Genomic DNA, 22,195 nt, shown 5'->3' with positions numbered 1-22,195 from the left:
GTCGTTTGCTACGCACAGGGGTGGATGTAGTGGGTTGATGTCGCTGACGTCGTCCGGCAGCAGACAACCAGTGTTCTGATGCACAAGAAGAACTCTTCAGGGCTATCGTTGAACCGATGGCGGCGCCCCGAGTCTTCGTTTCTTCGACCGCGTATGACCTCGGACATGCTCGCGGACAGTTGAGGTCGGCCATACTCTCACTATCGTACGAACCAGTCCTAAGCGAGTACGCCGACATTCTTTACGATCCTCGGGACAACGCACAATCAAGCTGCCTGAAAGAGCTTGCCTCATGTGACGCGATGGTTCTGATCGTTGGTTCGCGATTTGGCAGCGTGGCCAATCCGTCAGCCCTTGCGCAAATCGACGACGATCTACTTGAAAGATTCGAAGGAGGCGGAGCAATCGATGCGATCGGTGGATCTCAAGTCTCCATCACTCAGATTGAGCTGCTAAAGGCCGTGCAAGACGGGTTGCCGGTCTTCTCGTTCGTTGAGGAGCGTGTGCTCCACGATCATGCAACCTACATTGCCAACCGTGATAAATCGTTTGCAGATGACATTGATTTCGCATCGATATCGCAACCTGAGTTCGCCCGGTATATCTTTACGTTTCTGGACTTCCTGAATGCTCGCGTCGTTAATAACGCAATCTTCCCCTTCTCTCGGATCGAGGAGATTGAAGCGACACTCAAGCGGCAATGGGCTTCATTGTTTAAACGATTGCTCGCCGAGTCTCGGCAGTCTTCCCAGCGGACGCACCGGGTTGACACTCTGTCGGAGCAGCTCGAGGATTTGAGGCTCTTCGCGCTTGAGCGTGGTGGTGGTTTCTTGAGCATCCACTGTTGAGGTCCCGTGGCCTCGCAAGTCTTGCGGTCTTCCACAACTGCGAGACGAGGAGACCACGGGATGATTGAAGGTAGCAACGCGGACGCGCTGCTCGGGCTGATTGGTGTGCGGATCTGCGCTGTCGAGGTCGGCGTCGAGGTGACGATCACGATCGAGACAACCAACGACCGGGTCGGGTGCCGCTCGTGCGGAGTGATCGCGAAAGCGCACGGCCGTCGGCGTGTCAGGGTGCGCGATCTGGCGACGTGGGGACGAGCGACGGTGCTCGTTTGGGTGAAGCGGATCTGGCGCTGCCGCGAGCCGCTGTGTGCGACGGTGACGTGGACCGAGACCCTCGACGCGATCGCGTCTCGGGCGTCGCTGACCGAGCGGGCCGGGTTCGAGATCTGTCGCCGGGTCGGCGAGGACGGCGACTCGGTCGCGGCGGTCGGCCGCGACTTCGGTGTCGGCTGGGCGTGCGCGATGAACGCCGTCAACGTGCACGGCCGACGCCTCGTCAACGACCCCGATCGAATCGGCCATGTCACCAAGCTCGGCCTGGACGAGACAGCGTTCCAGCGGCCATCGAAGCATCGCGGTCACACGAGCTACATCACTGGTTTCGTCGACCTCGCCCGACCGCGACTCCTCGACGTCGTGTTGGACCGGACCGGTGCTGCTGTTGATTCCTGGCTCGCACAACAACCCGCTGGTTGGCTGGCCGGGATCGACCAGGTCGCTCTCGATCCGCACCGCGGTTACGCCAACGGGCTCACCGCGACCTTGCCCGACGTGGTCGTCGTTGTCGACCGGTTCCATGCTGTCGGGCTCGCCAACCGCGCTGTTGACGACGTGCGCAGACGGGTGCAACAAGACACCCTCGGGCACCGAGGCCGCACCGGTGATCCGCTCTACGGCATTCGCCGACTGTTGCTACGCGGCTACGAACGCCTCACCGAACGCCAGCTCGAACGCGTCGAGGCGGGACTGGTCGGTGACCGCTACGGCGAGGTCGGAGCAGCCTGGCTGGGCAAGGAACTCGTTCGGGAGATCTACACCGCCGGCACCCTCGCTGAGGCCCGCCAACGACTCCACGTCTTCTACACGTTCGTGGCTGACGCCGAGGTCGGCGAACTCGTCCGCCTCGCCAAGACAATCAGTTCGTGGGAGACCGAGATCCTCGCGTTCCACACCACCGGCGGACTCTCCAACGGGCCGACCGAGGGCATCAACTTGCTGATCAAGAAGATCAAACGAGTCGGCCACGGCTTCGCCAGCTTCGACAACTACCGACTCCGCCTCTTGCTCCACGCAGGCGTCGACTGGCACACTCACCCCACCGCACGACTGCGAAGCCACCCACCACGCTCAGCCGCGTAGAGCCGGATTTGAAGGTTGCCATCCTCTCGTCAATGGGCGATACAACATCGCGGGATGTTGCTCGGTCCGTTATACAGTTTCGATTGCTACTTGAGGTCCTAAGGAGTCTGAACGCTAGCGACCTCAGAGGAGCCGTTGAGCAGGCCATCGCATGGGACGAACTCCTAGAGCGAGCGGGTGTCGAGGAGGTCCACGAGACTCCCGCCGACGAGGGGTCGCAACAGATGACCCGCGTACTTCTCCGAACCGCCGACGAGCTGCGGCTTGGGCAGATGAGCATCACGCGATTTCGCCGACTCGCTGACGAATGGTCAGCGTTCGTTGCGTTGCCGGTTGGCCAGCGGATGGCTGTGTTCGACGGCGTGCTAAGTAGCGATGTGAGTGTGGGTCAGCGTTTCGCTCGGACGTCCCGTTACGCGTATGACGACTTCTCCGAGACCGTGTACCTCATTCCTCAGAAGAAGGCGCCAGACCCGGCATATAGTGACGAGGAACCCTTTTGACCATCGCTTGGTTCTGCCGCACCGTCGGCGCCCGTCGGTAACGCTGATGTATTAATCCGGCGTGCACTGGCACGTGACGCCTTGTCCGGCGATTCTCAACCAGTTCGCGCATCACCCCAGCTAGCTCGCCAGAAATCGACGAGATTCGGCACTAAACGGCGTTACCTGAAGCACCTCCATTTCCAGATTTGGGAGCAGGAGGCCGGGAGTTCGAATCTCCCCACCCCGACCACGGTGCACGCGATCGATCCGTCGGTCCGAGGCCGGGTGGTGTCCCGGTGAGGTGGCCGTGGTCGAGGCGCTCGGCTCCGAGTCCTCCATCCACGTCCGCACGCTCTACCAGGGCGCCGGCGAGCTGCTCGTCGTGCGCCAGGACGGGGCGACGGTGGTGCGGGGAGCGGTCGTCGGCGCCGCCGTCGTGGCCGTCCGGTGGTGGTGGTCGGCGCCATCGGGCTCCACGGCGACGGCCCGGGCGTGATCGTGTCGGTCGCACAACCACGTTCGCGACCGCGTCGATCCGAGCGGCTGGGATGATCCGCGACGTCACGGTGACAGTCGTCGACACCGGCGCGAACGCGCGCGGCCCGTCGTGGACCGCCACGCCGAGAGGAGTTCAGACGCCGAGATGGAATGCAGACGACGCGCTCGGCGTTGCACCGGACATGACCCAGGGACACACGATCAGCACGCACGCCGAGAACGTCACCGTCGAGGTCCGCCTCGACGGTGACGTGGTCGCCGAGTCCGAGCGGCCGATCCTGCTCGAGGAGACCGGTCTCCCGACCGCCTACTACCTCCCGAAGTCCGATCTCGTCGCGGAGGCCCGCCCGATCGAGCTGAGCACGCACTGCCCGTTCAAGGGCGATGCCTCGTACTGGACCATCGACGCGGGCGGCCGGACCCACGACGCGATCGCGTGGAGCTACGAGCAGCCGAAGGAAGGTGCCGAGGAGATCGAGGGCCACGTCGCCTTCTTCGCCGACCGTGCCGAGATCACGGTCGACGGCACCCCGATCTGAGCGGGCGACGTCCCGGTTCGCGACGAGATGACATCGGCGGAGGCCGGCTCGAGCCCGAGGGGCGCAGCGACGGCGGACGTCAGCGATCGGCGAACTCGAGACCGGGGAAGCCCCCGTCGTCACGCCAGTCGGCGAGGATGCCGAAGTACTCGATCGAGCCGCCGCCGTACGAGGTGTTCTGCGCCGCGCGCTTCTCGGGCTGGCCCTCGTTGTTGTAGTAGCCGGGGGTGCACGACTCGAGGAACGGCAACGAGATGCGCGCCTTGTCGATCACGGTGTCGACCCACTCCTGCTCGGCCTCGGCGGTGACCTCGACGGTGGCCGTCTCGTCGGGGAGATCGAGGAGGTGGTCGACGACGTGGGCGATGTGGGCGGCCTGCTCGGCGAGCAGGTGGGGGAAGCTCACGGTGAAGCCGGCCTGGCCCGGGCTCATCACCGCCAGGTTCGGGAACTCGTGCACGAACATGCCGTGCAGGCTCGTCATCCCGTCGGCCCACCTCTCCGACAGCGTGGTGCCGGAGCGGCCCGTCACGTCGTAGCCGGCGCGCCGCGAGTAGTCGGTCCCGACCTCGAAGCCGGTGGCGAAGACGACGCAGTCGAGCTCGTGCTCGACCCCGTTCGCGACGATGCCGCGCTCGGTCACCCGCTCGACGCCCTGCCCATCGGTGTCGACGAGCGTCACGTTCGGCCGGTTGTAGGCGTCGAGGTACTCGTCGTGGAAGCAGGGCCGCTTGCAGAACTGGCGGTACCACGGCTTGAGCGACTCCGCCGTGTCCGGATCGTCGACGATCTCCTGGGCCCGTCGCCGGACCTCCTCCATCTTCTCGAAGTCGGCGAGCTCCATCGAGCGGCCGATCCCGTCCGCCGACACGTCCGCGTCGTCGCCCTGCTTCTGCAGCCGGACGAGCAGCTTGCCGATGATGTCGGTCCAGCCGTCGTCGACCAGGTCGACCGGCTGGGGCTGCCCCGTCACGAGCGCGTTGAAGTTCTCCATCCGCTCGGTCTGCCAGCCGGGCTCGAGCGACGCCGCCCACTCCGGGTCGGTCGGGCGGTTGTTCCGCACGTCGATCGACGACGGGGTGCGCTGGAACACGACCAGGCTCTCGGCGCCCTCGGCGAGGTGGGGGACGCACTGCACCGCCGTCGCTCCGGTGCCGATGATGCCGACCCGCTTGCCGGCCAGGCCGGTCAGGCCGCCCTGCGGGCCGCCGCCGGTGTAGTCGTAGTCCCAGCGACTGGTGTGGAAGGTGTGGCCCGTGAACTCGTTGATCCCCGGGATCCCCGGCAGCTTCGGTCGGTGGAGCGGCCCGTTCGCCATCACGACGAAGCGCGCACGCATCGCGTCGCCCCGCGACGTCGACACGATCCACCGCGACGAGTCGGCGTCCCACGCGATGCCCGTGACCTCGGTCTGGAAGCAGGCGTTCTCGTACAGGTCGAAGTGCTCGCCGATCGCCCGGCTGTGGGCGAGGATCTCCGCCGCGCGGACGTACTTCTCGCTCGGCACGTAGTCGAGCTCCTCGAGCAGCGGGAGGTAGACGTACGACTCGACGTCGCACATCGCGCCCGGGTAGCGGTTCCAGTACCACGTGCCGCCGAAGTCGCCGCCCTTCTCGATGATCCGGACGTCGCCGACGCCGTGCCGGCGCAGGTGGGCGCCGGCGAGGAGCCCGCCGAAACCGCCGCCCACCACGATCACGTCGGTCTCGTCGGTCAGCGGCTCGCGCTCGATGACCTCGTCGAGGTACGGGTCGTCGACGAAGGAGGAGTAGTCGCCGACCACCTCGATGTACTGCTCGTTCCCGTCGCGCCGGACCCGCTTGTCGCGCTCGGCGCGGTAGCGCTCGCGCAGCTCGTCGGGGTCGAATCCGAGTTCCTGGACCGTCATGGCGGCGACGGTAGCCACACCCGGCGCCCCGCCTCGGGTCGACCCGAACGGCACGTGTCACCTCCGTCGTGCCGCCCCGACCCGGCGGGGCCGGCAGGCCCGCACGCCGACGCTTCGATCGGGCCCCCGGTCGACTGCCACGATGAGCCGATGACCGACACCGCGCACGAGCGCATCGACACCGGCACCGACGACCTGCTCGCCCACGTCGACGGGCGGGTCGGTGTCATCACCTTCAACCGGCCCGAGCGTCGCAACGCACTGTCGAACGCGATGTACGCAGGGATCGGCGCCGCCCTGACGGCGTTCGAGTCGGACGACGAGGTGCGCGTCGTCATGATCACCGGCGCCGAAGGGGCGTTCTGCGCCGGTGGTGACGTCAAGGGGATGAACGAGTCGCACACGTCGGGGCGTCCCCGCGCGGGCCGATCCGACGATCGATCCACCGCCGTCGAGCAGCTGCGCGGCCTCCACGACCAGACGTCGCTCGCGATCCACCGGTTCGCGAAGCCGGTCGTGGCCGCGCTCCCGGGAGCGGCCGCCGGTGCCGGGCTGTCGATCGCGCTCGCCGCCGACCTGCGGATCGCCGCGGAGCGCGCGGTGATCGTGACCGCCTTCGCGAACGTCGGCGCGTCCGGCGACTTCGGCGGATCGTGGTTCCTCACCCACCTCGTCGGGTCCGCCAAGGCCAAGGAGCTCTACTTCACCTCGCCGCGCCTCACGGCGGCCGAGGCCGCCCAGCTCGGGATCGTCAACCAGGTGCTGCCCGACGACGCCTTCGGCGAGGCGGCGCTGGACTGGTGCCGCGGTCTCGCCGAGCGCGCCCCGATCGCGATCGCGAAGATGAAGGAGAACCTGAACCGGGCGATCACGAGCGATCTGGCCGAGGCGCTCGACGCCGAGGCCGAGAACATGGTCCTCACCATGTCGACGGCCGACCACCGCGAGGCGGCCGCGACGTTCGTCGAGAAGCGATCACCCACCTTCACCGGCGAGTGACCCCCACCGCCGGCAGACGGGTGCGCGCAGGGGTTCGAGCCCGCACGGTCGCGCCCGTCACGCCACGGACGCGTCGACCCCCCTGTTCACTGGCCGGGTGACCGCGCTCGACGCCCCTCGCACCGGAGCCGAGGGACTCGACGACGACGAGGTCGCCGAGCGGGTGGCCGCCGGGCGGGTCAACGTCACCCCCGAGCCGCCCGGGAGGTCGTTCGCGGCCATCGTGAGCGCCAACGTGCTCACCCCGGTCAACGCGATCATGCTCGTGCTCTTCGTGCTCGTGCTCGTCGCGGGGGAGTGGCGCGACGGGTTGTTCGTGGGCGTCGTCGTGTCGAACTCGGTGGTCGGGGTGGTGCAGGAGGTGCGGGCCCGTCGCGAGCTCGCCCGGCTCGAGGTCGTCACCGCCGCCCGGGCCACGGTCGTGCGGGCCGGCGAGAAGGTCGAGATCGACACCGCCGACATCGTCCACGGCGACTTCGTCGAGCTCTCGACGGGCGAGCAGGCGTCGGTCGACGGCGAGGTCGTCACGGCCACCGGACTGCGGATGGACGAGTCGATGCTGACCGGGGAGTCGGACCCCGTCGGCAAGGAGCCCGGTGACACCGTGATGTCGGGCAGCTTCGTCGTCGCCGGCAGCGCACGTGCGGTGACCACGGCCGTCGGCGCGGACAGCTACGCGGCGGGCCTGGCGGGCGAGGCGAAGCGGTTCGACGAGGCCGAATCCGAGCTGCGTGGCGCCGTCGACCGGATCCTGCGGTGGTTGACCGTGATCATCCCCGTCGCCGGCTCGCTGCTGCTCGTGTCGCTGCTGCGAGCCGAGGACACCTGGCAGGCGGCGCTGCAGGGCACGGTGGCGGCCGCCGTCGCGATGGTCCCCGACGGGCTGGTGCTCCTGACGAGCCTCGCGTTCGTCGCCGGGATGCTCGAGCTCACCCGGCGGAACGCCCTGGCGAAGCAGCTCACGACCGTCGAGGTGCTCGCCCGCGTCGACGTGCTGTGCCTCGACAAGACCGGCACCATCACGACCGGTGAGATCCGCTACGTCGACGTCCACCCCCTCGGCGAGACCACGGCCGACGAGGCCCGGGCCGCGCTCGCCGCGATCGGGGCGGCTGACGACACCCCGAACCCGACGATGGCGGCGATCGTCGACGCGCTCGCCGACGACGAGGACCCGGGGTGGTCGGTGGAGGAGATCGAACCGTTCTCGAGCGCCCGCAAGTGGTCGGCGGTGTCGTTCGCCGGCCGCGGCTGGTACTACGTCGGCGCTCCGGACTTCCTCCTCGCCGACGACGACCCCGCCCGCGAGGTCGTGGGGGACCTCGGCGACGCCGGTCGTCGACTGCTCGCTCTCGTGACCAGCGACGAGGGTCCCGACGGCGACGAGGCGCCCGCCGGCAGCGCACCCGCCGCGATCGTCGAGCTCGAGGACGAGATCCGACCCGATGCCCCCGAGATCCTGGAGTACTTCGCCGGGCAGGGGGTGACCGTCAAGGTCATCTCCGGCGACAACCACGAGTCGGTGGCGGCGATCGCCCGGCGCGCCGGGCTCGTCGCGAGCGGCGACCGGCCGATCGAGGGGGTCGACGCCCGCACCCTGCCCGAGGACGCCGACGAGCTCGCCGACGCCCTCGAGGCCGGCTCGGTCTTCGGGCGCGTCGCTCCGCGCCAGAAGCAGGAGATGGTCCGGGCGCTGCGGTCGCGGGGGCGCGTGGTCGCGATGACCGGCGACGGGGTGAACGACGTGCTGGCGCTGAAGGAGGCCGACCTCGGGATCTCGATGGGATCGGGGAGCGAGGCGACGCGGGCCGTCGCGGACCTGGTGCTGACCGACGACTCGTTCGCCAGCCTGCCGACCGTCGTCACCGAGGGTCGCAAGGTGATCAACAACGTCGAGCGCGTCGCGAACCTCTTCGTGACGAAGGCGACGTACGCGGTCCTGCTCACCCTCGCCATCGGCGCGATCGGGACCCCGTTCCCGTTCCTGCCCCGCCAGCTCACGTTGATCGGGACGTTCAGCATCGGGATCCCCGGCTTCTTCCTGGCGCTCGCGCCCGAGGAGGACCGGGTGCGCACCGGCTTCCTGCGTCGCGTGCTGCGCTTCTCGCTCCCGGCCGGGACGGCGGCCGGCGCCGCGACGTTCGCCACCTACGAGCTCGTCCGCGACCGGTCCGGCGTGGATCTGGACGAGGCGCGCACCCTCGCCACCCTCACCCTCCTCGCGGTCGGCCTCGTCGTCCTCGCCGTCGTCAGCCGCCCGCTGAGCGCGTGGAAGGTGGCGCTCGTCGCCGCGATGGGGCTCGGCTACGCCGCGATGCTGGCGATCCCCCTCGCACGCCGCTTCTTCGAGCTCGACCTGACGAGCGACGCCACCGCCTGGCTGATCGTCGCGATCGCCGCGTCGCTGGCGGGCGCCGCCGTGGTGCTCGTCGGTCGCGTCACCGACCGGGTCGAGCGGGGAGACGAACGACGGTGACCGCGACGGGGTCGCCCGAACGGTGGTTCCTCCACGCCGCTCGCCCGGGTGCCCGCTCGCCGGTCCGGCGCCGACGACGTCAGCCGGACGAGCGGTGCGCTCGGAGCACGACGTCGTCGACGTGGTGCCCGGCGGACGCCGCACCGGCGGGGCGTGGTCGCGCCTCGGCGACGTCGATCGTCCAACCGGGGGTCGCCCGGAGCGCCGCGACGACGTCGTCCACGCGCACGTGCGCGTCGGGATCGAACGCTCGGCTCGACACGGCGGTGTCGATCGGAGCACGCATCGGCGCGAGGTCGTGGGAGACGACGAGCAGGGTGCCGCCCGGAGCGACGGCGCCGATGAGGTTGGCGACACCGCGCCCGTCCGGTGTGCGTGGGATCGACGCGTAGCAGGCCGAGACCAGATCGAACCCCGACCGTTCGAACGGCGCCCGGTCGTTCGCGTCCGCGTGGAGGAGCTCCACGTCCCGCTCCCGTCGGCGCGCTTCGGCCGCGATGCGGTCCAGCGCGCCCCTCGAGATGTCGTTCGCGGTCACGGACCACCCACGTTCCGCGAGCCAGATCGCGTCGCCGCCCTCGCCGGCGCCGACGTCGAGGGCTCGGCCGGGCGCCATGTGCTCGACCTCGCGGACCAGGCTGCCGTTCGGGTTCCCGCTCCACACCTGCTCGCCGGCGTAGCGCAGGTCCCAGTCGGCGGCGTGCGCAGTCGGGCGCGACGCGTCGGCGAGGTCCTCGGCGGCGAGTCCGGCGGCGACCGTCGCGCCGGTCCAGCTGCCGTCGGCCGCTGCGTGGAGGACCTGCTGGCTCGGTCCGGTCACGTTGCCGGCGACGTGGACGCCGGCCACCGACGTCGCTCCGCCGACGTCCGCCTCGACGTGCTCGCCGTGTCCGTTCGGGTGGGCGACCGCCCGCAGACCGAGCGTGGCGAACGGTTCGAGCCGTGGCGTGAAGCGTGGTCCGACCACGACCGCCTCGGCATCGATCCGCTCGCCGTCGAGCAGCTCGACCGCTGCGATCTGCCCGTCCTCGCCCGTCACGACGCGACGGGCCTGCGAGCGGACGATCCGCACCCCGCCGGCTTCGAGGGCGTCGAGCTCGGCGCCCTCCACGTCCACCTCGCCGTGGACCACGACGGTCAGCTCGGACGTCGACTGGCGGAACAGCGCCGCCTGGTGCAACCCGAGCGGGTGGGTGAGGAGCTGGACGATCCGGCGGTCACGCACCTCGAAGCCGTGGCAGAACGGGCAGTGGATCACGCCGCGACCCCAGTGCTCCCCGAGCCCGTCGACGTCGGGGAGCTCGTCGACCAACCCGGTCGCGACGACGACGCGCCGGGCGACGATCGAGTGACCGCCGACGAGGTCGGCACGGAAGCGGCCGTCGTCGACGGCGGCGACGTCGAGGACGCGCCCGTCGAGGACCTCGCCGCCGTAGCCGCGCACCTCGGAGCGCCCGATCGCCGTCAGCTCCGACGGTGCGGAACCATCCCGGGTCAGGAACCCGTGCAGGTGAGCGGCCGGGGCGTTGCGGGGTTCGCCGGCGTCGACGACGATCACCGACCGTCGCTGGCGCAGGAGTTGCAGCGCGGCCGCCAGCCCGGCGGCCGAGCCGCCGACGACCACGACGTCGCAACGGCGCTCGATGGTGCGGTGGGGGTGCTCGGTCATGGACCGAACGGTAGGGTCGCCTCCGATGAGCGCAACAGACCTTGCAGCATTCGCAAGACCGGAGCGGGCTCGATGAGCGCGAGCGTGGGCGTCGAGCAGGTCGTGAGGACGCGCCTGCGCAGCATCCGAACGACCCTCGGGCTCTCGCTCGACGAGCTCGCCGAGCGAACGGCGATCAGCGCGTCGACCATCAGCCGGATGGAGACCGGGAAGCGCTCGATCAGCCTCGACGTGCTCGTCCCGCTGGCCGACGCCCTCGAGATCGGTCTCGACGCGCTCCTCGACGTGCGCAGCGACGACGACGTGGTGATCCGACCGACACCGAGCCGCTCCGGTGCGAGCACGACGTGGAACCTGAATCGGCCGACGGGTCGGACGATCGCGATCAAGATGCGCCTCGAGCCGACCACGGATCCCCCGGTGCAGCAGGTCCACCCCGGTCACGACTGGTTCTTCGTCGTCGAGGGGCGCGCGCTCCTCCTGCTCGCGGACCGCGAGATCGTCGTCGAGACCGGCGAGGCCGCCGAGTTCGCGACGATGCTGCCCCACGCGATCAGGGCGATCGACGCCCCGGCGGAGCTGATCATGATCTTCGATCGCGACGGCCAGCGCGCTCACGTCCACCACGAGGTCACCGACCCCGCGAGCGCCGAGATCGTCGCACGCGACCGAGTCGCCGACCGACCTCGGCGCCCGTCGGTCCGACGCGACGCCACGGTCCCGACGACCTCGGGTGGTTGACTGGCTCGGTGCCCGCCTCCGCTGATCCCGACGGCTCCGCCAGGAGCGTCGGACCGCTCGACGGGGTGCGCGTCGTCGACCTCACGTCGGTGGTGATGGGGCCGCTGGCCACCCGGATGCTCGCCGACCTCGGAGCCGACGTGATCCGCGTCGAAGCTCCCGGCGGCGACATCATCCGGCACTACGAACCGATGCGGAGCCCGGCGATGAGCGCGTTCAGCGTGAACCTGAACCGCAACAAGCGCAGCGTCGTGCTCGACCTCAAGTCAGATGAGGGGCGGGCCGCGATCGGCGACCTGATCGCGTCCGCCGACGTGTTCGTCACCACGATGCGACGATCCGCGCTCGAACGGCTCGGCCTCGACGCGACGAGCGTGCGAGCCGTCCGAGCCGACATCGTCCACTGCGTCGCCAACGGCTTCGGCAGCGACGGCCCGTCGGCGGATCGCGCCGCCTACGACGACGTCATCCAGGCGGCGTCGGGTGTCGCGGATCTGTTCACCTACGCAGGTGGCGACCCGCAGCTCGTCCCGTCGATCATCTGCGACAAGGTCGTCGGGCTGCACATCGTGCCGGCGATCACCGCCGCCCTCTACCGGCGTGCGATGACCGGCGAGGGCGATGCCATCGAGGTGCCGATGGCCGAGGTGATGGCGGCGTTCAACCTCGTCGAGCACCTCGGCGGCAAGACCTTCGAACCGCCCGAGGGCCCGTTCAGCTACGCCCGGATCACCACACCGCACCGACGGCCCCGCCGGAGCGCGGACGGGTGGGTCGTGGTGATGCCCTACACCGACGTCAACTGGGCCGACTTCTTCGGGTGGGTCGGCCGAGCGGACCTCGTCGACGACGAGCGCTTCGCCTCCCAACGTGCGCGGATCGCGCACTCCGACGAGCTGTACTCGATGCTCGACGAGTTCGTCGCCGACGTCACCACCGCGGAGCTGATCGACTTCTGCGTCGAGCACTCGATCCCCGCGTCGGCGGTCCTGCGCCTGGAGCACGTCGACGACGACCCGCACTTCGCCGCCGTCGACCTGCTCGCCCACGAGACCCATCCCACCGAGGGCCCCTACCGCGTCACCCGCGACCCGATCCGCTTCGCCAGTCGCGACGGCTCCGAGGAGACGGTGCGGATCCACGCCCCCCGTCTCGGCCAGCACACCGCCGAGGTGATGTCCGATCTCGGGTGGAGCGAGGACCGGATCGCCGGCCTGGGCGGCGCGCCGGGGTGAGGTGGACCGAGTCGAGCCGCCCGTGGATCGCGCACGTCACGATCCGCCACCTCGTCCACGTCGTCGAGCATCCCGACCGCCTCGTGGCGCGACGCCACGCACGGGCGACGACCGGTCAGGAGCGAGCGGCGACGACGTCGTCGACCGGCCGGGCGGCGCGGCGCTCGATCGGCGCGTCGGCCGACGGCCGGGTCCGCGCCTTGCGGGCGTACATCTCCGAGTCGGCGTGGTCGATGAGCGAGAGCAGGTCGTCGCCGTCGGTGCCGGCCACCGCCGAGCCGACGCTGGCACCGATGCGGGCGTCGACCCCCCTGACGACGATCGCCTCCGCGCACGCCGACACGATCAGCGCGGGCAGGGTCGCGACGGCGTCCGCATCGCTCACGACGACCGCGAACTCGTCGCCGCCCAGCCGCGCCACCACGGCGTCGTCGCCGGCGACGTCGGCCATGCGCGACGCGACGGTGCGCAGGACGATGTCGCCGGCATCGTGGCCGAGGGTGTCGTTGACCGTCTTGAACCGGTCGAGGTCGACGAACAGCACGGCAGCCGGCATCGACGAGGCCGCGGCGTGCTCGAGCAGCCCCCGCCGGTTGAGCAGCCCCGTGAGCTCGTCGTGCGTCGCCATCTCGTGCAGCGAGCGTCGTGCGGCCCGGGACTGGAACAGGGCTTCCTGCACGCGCACCGCCTGGACGAGGAAGACCGACATGGGTCCACCGGCCAGGAAGACGACCAGCGCCCAGGACCCGGCGCTGCTCCAGCTCGGACCCGACGCCGACATGATCAGGACGAACAGGCCACCGATCGCGGCGACCACGGCGCCGACGGCCACGCGGCGGTCGAAGGCGAGCAGCGCAGCTTCTCCGATCGGCACGAGGACGAGGGTCCACGCCCCGGTCGAGCACGTCGGATCGATCACCGCGATGGTGACCAGCATGTTGGTCAGGTCGCACGCCACGTGACCGCCGATCACCGACGAGGGCGAGCGCGACCCCACCACGTCGGTGAGCGCCGTCACGGTCGCGACGGTCGTCGACACCGCGATCAGGGCGAGCGCGACGGCGCGCCCGAGCAGCGCGTCACCGGAGGGCACCGTGGTGATCGCGACCGCGGCGCCTCCCGCCCCGACCAGGCGCACCAGCGCGACGTGGTGGAAGCTACGGCGGAACGTCCGCCACGGTGAGCGCCGACCCTCCGACGCGGGACGCGCCGCACGCGCGCTCCGGCCCGATCGGTCGGGCCGCTCGGATCGTCGAGCGAGCAGGTGCACGTCGGTCCTTCGGCACGGAGACCCCGGAACTGAACCGGATCCGTGCTCCGTCGGATCGCTACGGTCCTCGCATGGACCGGATCGAGATCGAGATCGAGCTGAACCGCGACCGCACGTGGCTCCTCGAGCGGCTGGGGTCGATGTCCACCGAGGAGCTCACCGCTGCGCGCACGGTGAGCGAGCACGACCCCGACAGCCGCTGGTCGTACGCCGACCACTTCATCCACACCACCCTCATCGAGCAGAACTGGAACGCGATGTTCCGTCGCCACCTCGCCGGCGACCGTGGCCTCCCCGCGCGCCTGCGTGACGACGGCACCGCGCAGTCGATGGACGAGATCATGGCCTCCATCCACGCCTGGACGGAGGAGTGGAAGACCGAGCACAGCGGCACCGAGTTCGCCGAGCTCGTGCGCATCGGTCTGGCGGTGCGCGCCGACACCCTGGCGCTGCTCGCCGAGCTGTCCGACGACGACCTCGCCTCGGAGATCCCGGGAGCCCCGTGGGCGGACGGGACGGTCGGCGGGATCATGGCCGCCAACGCCGGGCACGGTCGGATGCACCACGCGTGGGCGAAGGAGGGCGACCCCGCCGCGACCGGCTGATGGTCGATCGACGACGGCGAGGTGCCGACGTGGCGGACGCGACGTGTCAGCCGCGGTCGGGGAGGTCGTACTCCGCGGCGTAGTAGGGGTGGTCGGGGTCGTAGGTCGTCAGCGTGCGGGGTTCGGCGACCCGTCCGAGGCGGCGCACCTCGGCCCCCTCGACCCCGAGTCGCGCATCGCCCAGCCGGCGCCGCCACCCCTCGGCCACGTCCCGGAGGCGCTGGACGACCTCGGGATGCGCAGCGGCGACGTCGTGCGACTCGCCGAGGTCGTCGACGAGGTCGTAGAGCTCCTCGTGCTGCTCGCCGTGGCGGGCGAGGTGCAGCTTCCATCGTCCCGAGCGGACCGCGCACAGGTCGTCCATCCACCAGTACGCGAACGACTCGTGCGGGCTGGCCCCGTCGTCGAGCAGCATCGCGGACAGGTCGCGGCCGTCGATCTCGCGATCGGGCGGCACCTCGGCTCCGGCCAGCGCCGCGAAGGTCGCGAACAGGTCCATCGACGTCGCCAGCTCGTCGACGACCCGTCCGGCCTCGATGCGCCCGGGCCACCGGGCGATGCACGGCACCCGCATGCCGCCCTCCCACGTGGATCCCTTCGAGCCGCGCAGCGGGCGGTTGGAGCCGCCGTCGGCGCGATCGAGCGCGCCGTTGTCACTCGTGAACACCACGAGGGTGTCGTCGGCGAGCCCGAGGCGCTCCAGCTCGGCGAAGATCACCTCGGCGGCCCAGTCGATCGACTCCACCGCCGCGCCGTAGCGGCCGTTGCGCGCCTGCCGGGCGAACCGCTCCTGGACGTAGATCGGCAGGTGCACGTAGAGGTGGGCGAGGTAGACGAAGAACGGTCGGTCGCGGTGCTCGCGCACGAAGCGCAGCACCTCGGTCACGTAGCGACCGGTCAGCGACGTCTGGTCGGGCTGCTGCTCGATCACCTCGTCGTCGTCGAGGAGGGGGAGCGGCGGGTAGCCGCGCTGCTCGCCGGTGTCGGTGGTCGGCGTCCCGCTCTGGCGGCCCATGTCGTTGCTGTACGGCAGGCCGAAGTAGCGGTCGAAGCCGTGGTTCGTCGGGAGGAACTCCGACTGGTCGCCGCAGTGCCACTTGCCGACCATCAGCGTCGCGTAGCCGGCGTCGGACAGCAGCCGCCCGATGCTCACCTCACCGGGGTCGAGCCCCACGGCCTGGCCCGGGAACAGCACCGGGAGGCCGTCGAACGACCCGAACCCGATGCGGGGCGGGTAGCACCCCGTCAGCAGCGCGCCGCGCGACGGCGAGCACACCGGCGACGCCATCATGAAGTCGGTGAGGCGGGCGCCCTGCGCCGCGAGGCGGTCGAGGGCGGGGGTGGCGTTCAGCTCCGAGCCGTAGCAACCGAGGTCGCCGTAGCCGAGGTCGTCGCAGTTGATCAGGACGATGTTCGGTCGACGCTCCACGCCGCCCGACCCTAGGGACGCCGCCGACGTCGTCGCTCAGCGGACGAGCCGGTGGCCCTCAGCTGCGCGCGTCGATCCAGTCGGCCATCGCCGGCACCCCGTGGCGGTGGGCGCGCCGACCGATGAACAACCCGACGTGGCCGGCGTCGAGCTCGAGGTCGGTGACGTCGTCGGAGCCGATCAGCTCGCTCAGCGGGCGGGTGGCGCCGGCGGGGACGATGTGGTCCTTCGCTCCCCAGACGTTGAGGAACGGGACCGAGATGTCCGACAGCGAGCGGTGCCGACCGCCGAGGTCGACCGTGTCGTCGACGAACGCGTTGCGCTCACCGAGCAGGTCGGCCGACTGCCGGAACGCGGCCCCGGCGAAGGGGATCTCGTCGCGGCTCCAGGTGTCCATCGCGGTGTGCGCCGCCACGTACTCGTCGTCCCACAGCTTCGCGGCGAGGTTCACGTAGCTCGCGAGCTCGGCCGTCGGGGCGAGCGATCTGATCGCCTCGCCGATCACCGAACCGGGCACGTTCCCGGTCTCGTCGATGACCAGGTCGGGGTCGAAGCCGTTCTCCCCGAAGCGCATCTGCGGGGCCATGTGGGTCGTGTCCACCGGGGTCGCGAGCGCGATCAGGCTGCCGATCGGGTCATCGGTGTGGCCGGCCGCGTAGAGCAGCGCGAGCACCCCGCCGAAGCAGTAGCCGAGGACGTTCGCGGTCTCGGCGCCGCTCGTGCGGATCGCGGCGCGGACGATCTCGGGGAGGTGGTCGTCGCAGTACGTCTCGAGGCTGTTCTCGGCGTCCGCGGCGTCGGGCACCCCCCAATCGATCAGGTAGACGTCGAGGCCGCGATCGAGGAGCACCTCGACCATCGAGTTCCCCGGGACGAGGTCGAAGATGTAGCTGCGGTTGACGAGGCTGTGGACGATGACGAGGGGTGGCCCGCCGCGGCGCCGCTCGCTGCGGTACCGCCACAGCTCGACGCCGTCGCGCTGCCACACCGTGTCCTTCGGGGTGCTGCCGATCGGGGGTCGGTCGAGTCGGGCGTACATCCGCACCCCGTTGCGCAGCGACCGCACGCCGCGGTCCGCACGGGTCCGGACGTCGTCGACGAGGCGGTCGAGGACCCGGGTGAGCTCGGCGTCGGTCATGGTCCGATCCTGCTCGCTCGCACGACGTCGTGACGAGCCGGTGAGCGCCCCGGGGGGCGCCGTGGCCTCACACGTCGCACGACACGAGCACGACGAGGCGATCGCCCTCGTCGATGGGGCGGGCGTCGCCCGCGTCGTGGCCGCGGGTCGCTCAGGAGTCGTCGGCGGAGCCCTCGGCCCGGAGCTCGTCGATCCGTCGGTCGAGGACCCGGATCTGCCGCTCGAGCGACGCGACCTGGTTCGAGACCTTCCGCACGTCGGTGCCCGAGGGGAGGTTGACCGTGTGCAGGTTGCGCCGGATGAGGTCGCCGAGATCGTCCATCGTGCGCTTGCGGACCGCGGCGGCCACGCGCATCGCCTCGATCACGTCCTCGTTCGCGAACACCTTCGTCAGGACCGGAGCGGCCCGGGTCTCCACGGCGTCGAACGCCCTCTTCCACAGCGGATCGTGCACGACCCGAACCTACGCCGTCGCCTCGGCGCCGTGCGGTGCCCGGCACCGGCCGGCGTGCCGGATCGAGCGCCGCGAGGTGCTCCTCACCGGCGGGTCGACTCCTCGACGGGGCCGCCCGCCTCCTTCCACCCCGCGAAGCCGTCCTCGATGTGGGTGACGCCGCCCAGGCCCATCTCGTGCGCCGTGCGCGCGGCGAGCGCCGACCGCCACCCCGAAGCGCAGTAGAAGACGAAGCGGTCGCCACTCGCGAACCGCTCCTTCGCGTACGGGCTCTCCGGGTCGATCCAGAACTCGAGCATCCCCCGGGTGCAGTGGAACGCGCCGGGGATCCTCCCCTCGCGCTCGAGCTCGCGCGGATCGCGCAGGTCGACGAAGGTCACCCCCTCGCTGCCGTGCAGCCCGACGAGCTCGCTCGCCGGGGCGTGGTCGACGACCTCGTTGGCGGCGGCGACCATGTCGCTGACCTTCTCCATCTCGCTGACCTCCCTGCCGTGGACCGACGGCCCGTGGCCGTGGACCGGATGGGGAGATCCTGCCCCGCCGGGGTCACCCCCGACGAGCCGGGTGCGTCGGTGCGCGTCGTCAGCGGACGGTCGTGCGGAGCGTCCGCCGGCGGGCTACTCGAGGGTGAGGATCGCGTCGACGATCGGCAGCGCGCCGCCGACGAGCTCGAAGGTCGCTCCGCGACCGCGACCCGTCTCGACGAGCTGGGCGACGACCTCGGCGACGTCGGCGCGCGGGATCTCGCCTCGCCCGACCGACGTCCCGAGCTCGACCGACCCGGCGGGTTCGTCGTCGGTCAGCCGTCCCGGCCGCACGATCGTCTCCGCGATCTCCGCCTCCCGGACGGCGTCGTCGGCGGCCGCCTTCGCCCGCAGGTACACGTCGAAGACGTCGTCGTCGTCGCCGCGCACGCCGAGCGGCGGGTCGTCGGCACCCATCGCGCTGATCATCACGAAGCGGTCGGCGCCGACGCGCACCGCGGAGCGCAGCGAGGCGATCGCACCGTCGCGATCCATCGTCTGCTTGCGCTCGGCCCCGCTCCCCGGTCCGGAACCGGCCGCGAAGACGACGATGTCGCTCCCGTCGAGGGCTCGGTCGATCTCGTCGGGCCCGTCGTCCGCGTCCTGACCGGCGGCCTCGACGTCGCACAGGACCGGCTCGGCGCCATCGGATCGCAGGTCGTCGAACTGGTCCTCCGAGCGGACGAGGCCGCGCACCGAGTGGCCGCGTGCCGCGAGCTTCGCGGTGAGCAGACGGGCGATCTGGCCGTGAGCGCCGACGATCGAGACGATCACGACGCGACCGGCGTGCTCGGTCGCGGGTGGCCGCACCCCGCGGTGCGGTGCTCGGCGGTGTCGTGGAACGTCACGTGATCCTCCTGGGGTCGTCGTCGGTGCCGGACGTACCCGGCGGACGGTCGACGAAACGACGCGCCGACGCGACCTCTCGGTGCCGGGCGGCGCCGTCGGCCGGCGCCCACCCGGTCCGCCCCGAGCCGAGCGGGGCGGCGAGCGGCCGCGGGCACCCGGATGGCTCCCGATCGACGAGGAGACGGTCGAGCCGATCGTCGCGATCGAGGACCCGATGGTCCGCGACCCGTGGATCACCCAGGTCGCACGCCGATCTGGCCGCCCGCCTGCTCGCGGTCACCGGCCGTGGCCACCTCGAGCGGATGGTGCGCCGCGCGCTCGGCGAGGCGGCGGCGGGTCGCTGACGTGGCGCGGCGCGTCGAGGTCGACGGTCGCGAGCGACTCGGCGGTGGGGCGCTCCGTCACGGTCCCCGCTGCTGCGGGTCCGCTCGCCGCGGAGCCCGCCGGGGGCGGCCGAGGAGGTACCCCTGCGCGTAGTCGACCCCGAGCCGGCGGACCGTCTCCAGCTGCCGCTCGGTCTCGACCCCCTCGGCGATCGTGCGGATGTCGAGGGTGGTGGCCACCCCGACGATCAGGCGCACCAGGCTCTCGTCGACCGACGGCGCGACGACCGACGCGTCGATCTTGATGCCGTCGACCGGGAACCGGTGCAGCTGGCGCAGCGAGGAGTAGCCGGTCCCGAAGTCGTCGAGGAAGATCCGCACGCCGGCGGCGCGGAACCGCTCGAGACCGTCGCGCACCACCCGACCCTGCCCGAACGAGGCCTCGGTCAGCTCGACCACCACCTCGGAGGGGTCGATGCCGCTGGCCCGGAGCCGCTCCAGCAGGCGGCCGGCGGTGTCGTCACGTCCCACCTGGGAGACCGACAGGTTGATCGACACGAACTCCCCGTCGAGCATCCACGACCGGTCGTCGACGCACACGAGGCGGACCATCTCGTCACCGAGCTCGGGGGACAGCCCGGCCACCTCGGCCACGGCGAGGAACCGCTCGGTGTCGATCTGGCCGTACTCGGCGTGCTCCCAGCGCGCGAGGCTCTCGAACCCGCCGACCAGGCCGTCGCGCAGCGGCACGATCGGCTGGTAGTGGACGTCCAGCGCTCCTGCGTCGATGGCGCGACCCAGGTCGGAGCGCAGGGAGATGTCGACGTGGGTGACGTCGTGCTCGGGCCGGTGGAGGGTGACCCGGCCGCGACCGGCGAGCTTCGACCGGTACATCGCCGCGTCCGCCCGGTGCAGGAGCTGGGCGGCGGTCGTGCACCCCTCGCCCGTCACCGCGACCCCGAGGCTGATCCCGAAGGCGATCTCGATGCCGTCGGCGCGCACCGAGCCCGTGACGGTGGCGAGCACCCGCTCGGCGAGGTCGAGGGCGTGGGTGTCGTCGCTGACGCCGGGAGCGACGAGCACGAACTCGTCGCCGCCGAAGCGCCCGACCACGTCGGAGTCGCGCAGGCACGAGCGCAGCCGCTCCGCGACCTCGCGCAGCACCGCGTCGCCCACCCCGTGCCCTGCGCTGTCGTTGATCGTCTTGAAGTCGTCGACGTCGAGGAACATCAGCGCCGTGCGGGAGCCGTGCCGCTCGGCCTCGACCAGGACGTCGTCCAGGCGCCGCTGGAGGGCGGCGCGGTCGGGCAGCGTCGTCAAGGGGTCGTGGGTCGCGCGGAAGACCAGGTCGAGCTCGGCGAGGCGCTGCTCGTGGACGTCGCGGGCGATCAGCACGACGCCGCGCACGTCGGGGTCGGCGAGGTGGTTGGTGATCGTCGCCGCGTGCCACCGCCCGGCGTCGTCGCCGCCGCGCACCACGCGGAACGCCACCTCGGCGGTGCTCGACGGACGAGCCCGCACGTCCGCGATCACCTCGGTCACCTCGTCGCGGTCGTCGGGGTGCGCCATCGAGGTCAGGTCGGCGACGTGGTCGACCCGGGAGCCGTCGTCCGCGCCCGCACGCGCCGACGAGCTCGTGTACCGGCTCCGACCGAGGGAGTCGAACACGACGACGAGGTCCTCGGACCGCGAATCGAGCGCCTCGAGGAGCCGGTTCGACGCGCGCAGCGCGCGCTCCGCCTCGGCGAGCTCGGTGGTGTCCTCGATCGTGATCACCACCGTCGAGGAGACCGCCGGCGAGATCGACACCCGCAGCCAGCGATGGTCGGCGACGGGCGATGCGATCGTGCAGTGGGCGCGTCGACCCCGAGTCGCGGTCTCGAAGACCGAGAGGTACCGCTCGGTGTCGGCCGAGTCGAGTCGGGAGAGGAGCCACGGGCCTCCCGCGACGTCGGGGACGACCCGCTGGCCGACCCCCGTGCCCACGAGCTCTGCGGCGACGGCGTTGCGGTGCAGGACGATCCCGGTGTCGCTCGCGACGACGACCCCGATCGGCATGTGGTCCGAGACGGTGAGGCGGCCGGACGCGCCGCTGCGCGCCGTCGGGGGGTCGGTGGGGTCGCCGAGACGGCTGCGGACGACCACCGCGCGCAGATCGGGATCGTGGACGGCGGACTCGATCTCGTCGACGACGACGCGGGTGCGATCCGCCTCGAGGCGGTGGGTGACGCTGCGACGGGCCGTCGGGTCGGCGCCGACCTCGCGGATCGCGGTGCGCAGCGCCCTCATGTCGTCGGGGTCCATCAGCGCCACCCACGACATCGGATCGTCCCCGGGCAGCACCTCGGCGAGCGCGTCGGAGGTCATCGACCACTCGAGCTCGCCGCTCGGGGAGAGGAGCGCGTGGCCGAGCCCGCTGCGGCGCAGCAGCGACTCGAGCCGGAACACGTCCCCCAGCGAGCGGATCTCGATCCAGCAGGTCGAGTCGGCGCGGTCGAGCGAGCGCAGGCGCACCGGTCGATCGTCCATCTCGCCGCTCAGCCGCACCCGCACCTGCGCGATGCCGTCGCACAGGTCCCCGTAGCTCGCGCCGTCGAGTCGCGTGCCGATGTCGGCGAGCGGACCGAGGAGCGGCGTCGGGTCGCAGCCGATCTCGACGGCGACGGAGGCGCTGACCTCGACGATCTCGGCGTCGACGACCACCACGTGGGGGACCGACTCCCGGAACGGGTCGGTCGCGTCGAGCGATTCGGCCGGCTCGCTCACGGCTGCGGCAGGGGGGTGGGGGCGGAGCTCGTCATCGGCGCATCGATCGGCCGCACGCGGCCGGCGACCGCCCCGGCGGGGGACGGAGGCGACGGCGACC

General features: G+C 71.1%; 18 protein-coding genes and 1 pseudogene. 10 read left to right on the top strand and 9 right to left on the bottom strand.

What is annotated here, in order from left to right; genetic code table 11:
- Positions 1 to 116 precede the first annotated feature (116 nt).
- The 5 genes from ACOOHC_RS11690 (at position 117) to ACOOHC_RS11670 (ending at position 3,729) form a co-directional block, all read left to right on the top strand.
- Positions 117 to 848, top strand: coding sequence for a DUF4062 domain-containing protein (locus tag ACOOHC_RS11690; RefSeq protein ID WP_420450583.1), 732 nt, complete (start codon positions 117 to 119; stop codon positions 846 to 848).
- 60 nt (positions 849 to 908) lie between these two features.
- Positions 909 to 2,207, top strand: coding sequence for an ISL3 family transposase (locus ACOOHC_RS11685; protein WP_420450218.1), 1,299 nt, complete (start codon positions 909 to 911; stop codon positions 2,205 to 2,207).
- A gap of 8 nt (positions 2,208 to 2,215) precedes the next feature.
- Complete coding sequence (locus tag ACOOHC_RS11680; protein WP_420450582.1) at positions 2,216 to 2,710, top strand: hypothetical protein; 495 nt, start codon at positions 2,216 to 2,218, stop codon at positions 2,708 to 2,710.
- 283 nt (positions 2,711 to 2,993) lie between these two features.
- Complete coding sequence (locus ACOOHC_RS11675; protein WP_420450581.1) at positions 2,994 to 3,188, top strand: hypothetical protein; 195 nt, start codon at positions 2,994 to 2,996, stop codon at positions 3,186 to 3,188.
- Positions 3,189 to 3,372: 184 nt separating this feature from the next.
- On the top strand, positions 3,373 to 3,729 hold the full coding sequence (locus ACOOHC_RS11670; RefSeq protein ID WP_420450580.1) for a DUF427 domain-containing protein: 357 nt from the start codon (positions 3,373 to 3,375) through the stop codon (positions 3,727 to 3,729).
- Positions 3,730 to 3,808: 79 nt separating this feature from the next.
- Here ACOOHC_RS11670 and ACOOHC_RS11665 read toward each other — a convergent pair whose 3' ends face one another.
- Positions 3,809 to 5,617, bottom strand: coding sequence for a flavin-containing monooxygenase (locus tag ACOOHC_RS11665; protein ID WP_420450579.1), 1,809 nt, complete (start codon positions 5,615 to 5,617; stop codon positions 3,809 to 3,811).
- Between the two features lie 150 nt (positions 5,618 to 5,767).
- Between ACOOHC_RS11665 and ACOOHC_RS11660 the strand changes: the two genes are divergently transcribed.
- A complete protein-coding gene (locus ACOOHC_RS11660; RefSeq protein ID WP_420450578.1) occupies positions 5,768 to 6,616 on the top strand; it encodes an enoyl-CoA hydratase-related protein in 849 nt (282 codons plus the stop codon).
- 97 nt (positions 6,617 to 6,713) lie between these two features.
- On the top strand, positions 6,714 to 9,092 hold the full coding sequence (locus ACOOHC_RS11655; protein WP_420450577.1) for an HAD-IC family P-type ATPase: 2,379 nt from the start codon (positions 6,714 to 6,716) through the stop codon (positions 9,090 to 9,092).
- 79 nt (positions 9,093 to 9,171) lie between these two features.
- On the opposite strand, the gene ACOOHC_RS11650 is transcribed toward ACOOHC_RS11655, so the two are convergent.
- Positions 9,172 to 10,761: an FAD-dependent oxidoreductase gene (locus tag ACOOHC_RS11650; RefSeq protein ID WP_420450576.1), complete on the bottom strand. Its 1,590-nt coding sequence runs from the start codon at positions 10,759 to 10,761 to the stop codon at positions 9,172 to 9,174.
- Positions 10,762 to 10,833: 72 nt separating this feature from the next.
- Here ACOOHC_RS11650 and ACOOHC_RS11645 point away from each other — a divergent pair.
- Together ACOOHC_RS11645 and ACOOHC_RS11640 are read left to right on the top strand one after the other, a co-directional pair.
- A pseudogene (locus ACOOHC_RS11645) lies at positions 10,834 to 11,385 on the top strand (helix-turn-helix domain-containing protein); the annotation flags it as partial.
- A 125-nt stretch (positions 11,386 to 11,510) separates the two neighbouring features.
- Positions 11,511 to 12,737, top strand: a complete 1,227-nt coding sequence (locus ACOOHC_RS11640) for a CaiB/BaiF CoA transferase family protein (RefSeq protein WP_420450575.1) — start codon at positions 11,511 to 11,513, stop codon at positions 12,735 to 12,737.
- A 115-nt stretch (positions 12,738 to 12,852) separates the two neighbouring features.
- Here ACOOHC_RS11640 and ACOOHC_RS11635 read toward each other — a convergent pair whose 3' ends face one another.
- Positions 12,853 to 13,875: a diguanylate cyclase domain-containing protein gene (locus ACOOHC_RS11635; RefSeq protein ID WP_420450574.1), complete on the bottom strand. Its 1,023-nt coding sequence runs from the start codon at positions 13,873 to 13,875 to the stop codon at positions 12,853 to 12,855.
- A 203-nt stretch (positions 13,876 to 14,078) separates the two neighbouring features.
- Between ACOOHC_RS11635 and ACOOHC_RS11630 the strand changes: the two genes are divergently transcribed.
- Positions 14,079 to 14,612 carry a DinB family protein gene (locus ACOOHC_RS11630; RefSeq protein ID WP_420450573.1) on the top strand — a complete coding sequence of 178 codons (534 nt, stop codon included), beginning with the start codon at positions 14,079 to 14,081 and terminating at the stop codon, positions 14,610 to 14,612.
- Positions 14,613 to 14,658: 46 nt separating this feature from the next.
- On the opposite strand, the gene ACOOHC_RS11625 is transcribed toward ACOOHC_RS11630, so the two are convergent.
- From ACOOHC_RS11625 to ACOOHC_RS11600, 6 genes are all read right to left on the bottom strand, one after another.
- Complete coding sequence (locus ACOOHC_RS11625) at positions 14,659 to 16,041, bottom strand: sulfatase (protein WP_420450572.1); 1,383 nt, start codon at positions 16,039 to 16,041, stop codon at positions 14,659 to 14,661.
- A gap of 58 nt (positions 16,042 to 16,099) precedes the next feature.
- Complete coding sequence (locus ACOOHC_RS11620; protein WP_420450571.1) at positions 16,100 to 17,179, bottom strand: alpha/beta fold hydrolase; 1,080 nt, start codon at positions 17,177 to 17,179, stop codon at positions 16,100 to 16,102.
- A gap of 151 nt (positions 17,180 to 17,330) precedes the next feature.
- Positions 17,331 to 17,633 (bottom strand): hypothetical protein, encoded by a 303-nt coding sequence (locus tag ACOOHC_RS11615; RefSeq protein ID WP_420450570.1) that lies wholly within the window; start codon positions 17,631 to 17,633, stop codon positions 17,331 to 17,333.
- Between the two features lie 83 nt (positions 17,634 to 17,716).
- A complete protein-coding gene (locus tag ACOOHC_RS11610) occupies positions 17,717 to 18,106 on the bottom strand; it encodes a rhodanese-like domain-containing protein (protein WP_420450569.1) in 390 nt (129 codons plus the stop codon).
- A gap of 144 nt (positions 18,107 to 18,250) precedes the next feature.
- Positions 18,251 to 18,931 (bottom strand): SDR family oxidoreductase, encoded by a 681-nt coding sequence (locus tag ACOOHC_RS11605; protein ID WP_420450568.1) that lies wholly within the window; start codon positions 18,929 to 18,931, stop codon positions 18,251 to 18,253.
- A gap of 476 nt (positions 18,932 to 19,407) precedes the next feature.
- The gene (locus tag ACOOHC_RS11600) at positions 19,408 to 22,095 is read right to left on the bottom strand and encodes a putative bifunctional diguanylate cyclase/phosphodiesterase (protein ID WP_420450567.1); all 2,688 of its coding nucleotides are present in this window, start codon (positions 22,093 to 22,095) and stop codon (positions 19,408 to 19,410) included.
- Positions 22,096 to 22,195: the final 100 nt, after the last annotated feature.

Origin of the sequence: Ilumatobacter sp. (genome assembly GCF_965215205.1) — a bacterium.
In the GTDB taxonomy this organism is placed as follows: Bacteria; Actinomycetota; Acidimicrobiia; order Acidimicrobiales; family Ilumatobacteraceae; genus Ilumatobacter_A.
Note: the sequence above shows the minus strand (reverse complement) of the source record. Positions and strands in the feature narration are given on the sequence as shown.

Coding starts and splice junctions, on each gene's coding strand:
- ACOOHC_RS11670 (WP_420450580.1), top strand. CDS start 3,373: ATGACCCAGGGACACACGATCAGCACGCACGCCGAGAACGTCACCGTC.
- ACOOHC_RS11660 (WP_420450578.1), top strand. CDS start 5,768: ATGACCGACACCGCGCACGAGCGCATCGACACCGGCACCGACGACCTG.
- ACOOHC_RS11665 (WP_420450579.1), bottom strand. CDS start 5,617: ATGACGGTCCAGGAACTCGGATTCGACCCCGACGAGCTGCGCGAGCGC.
- ACOOHC_RS11610 (WP_420450569.1), bottom strand. CDS start 18,106: ATGGAGAAGGTCAGCGACATGGTCGCCGCCGCCAACGAGGTCGTCGAC.
- ACOOHC_RS11690 (WP_420450583.1), top strand. CDS start 117: ATGGCGGCGCCCCGAGTCTTCGTTTCTTCGACCGCGTATGACCTCGGA.
- ACOOHC_RS11650 (WP_420450576.1), bottom strand. CDS start 10,761: ATGACCGAGCACCCCCACCGCACCATCGAGCGCCGTTGCGACGTCGTG.
- ACOOHC_RS11685 (WP_420450218.1), top strand. CDS start 909: ATGATTGAAGGTAGCAACGCGGACGCGCTGCTCGGGCTGATTGGTGTG.
- ACOOHC_RS11620 (WP_420450571.1), bottom strand. CDS start 17,179: ATGACCGACGCCGAGCTCACCCGGGTCCTCGACCGCCTCGTCGACGAC.
- ACOOHC_RS11630 (WP_420450573.1), top strand. CDS start 14,079: ATGGACCGGATCGAGATCGAGATCGAGCTGAACCGCGACCGCACGTGG.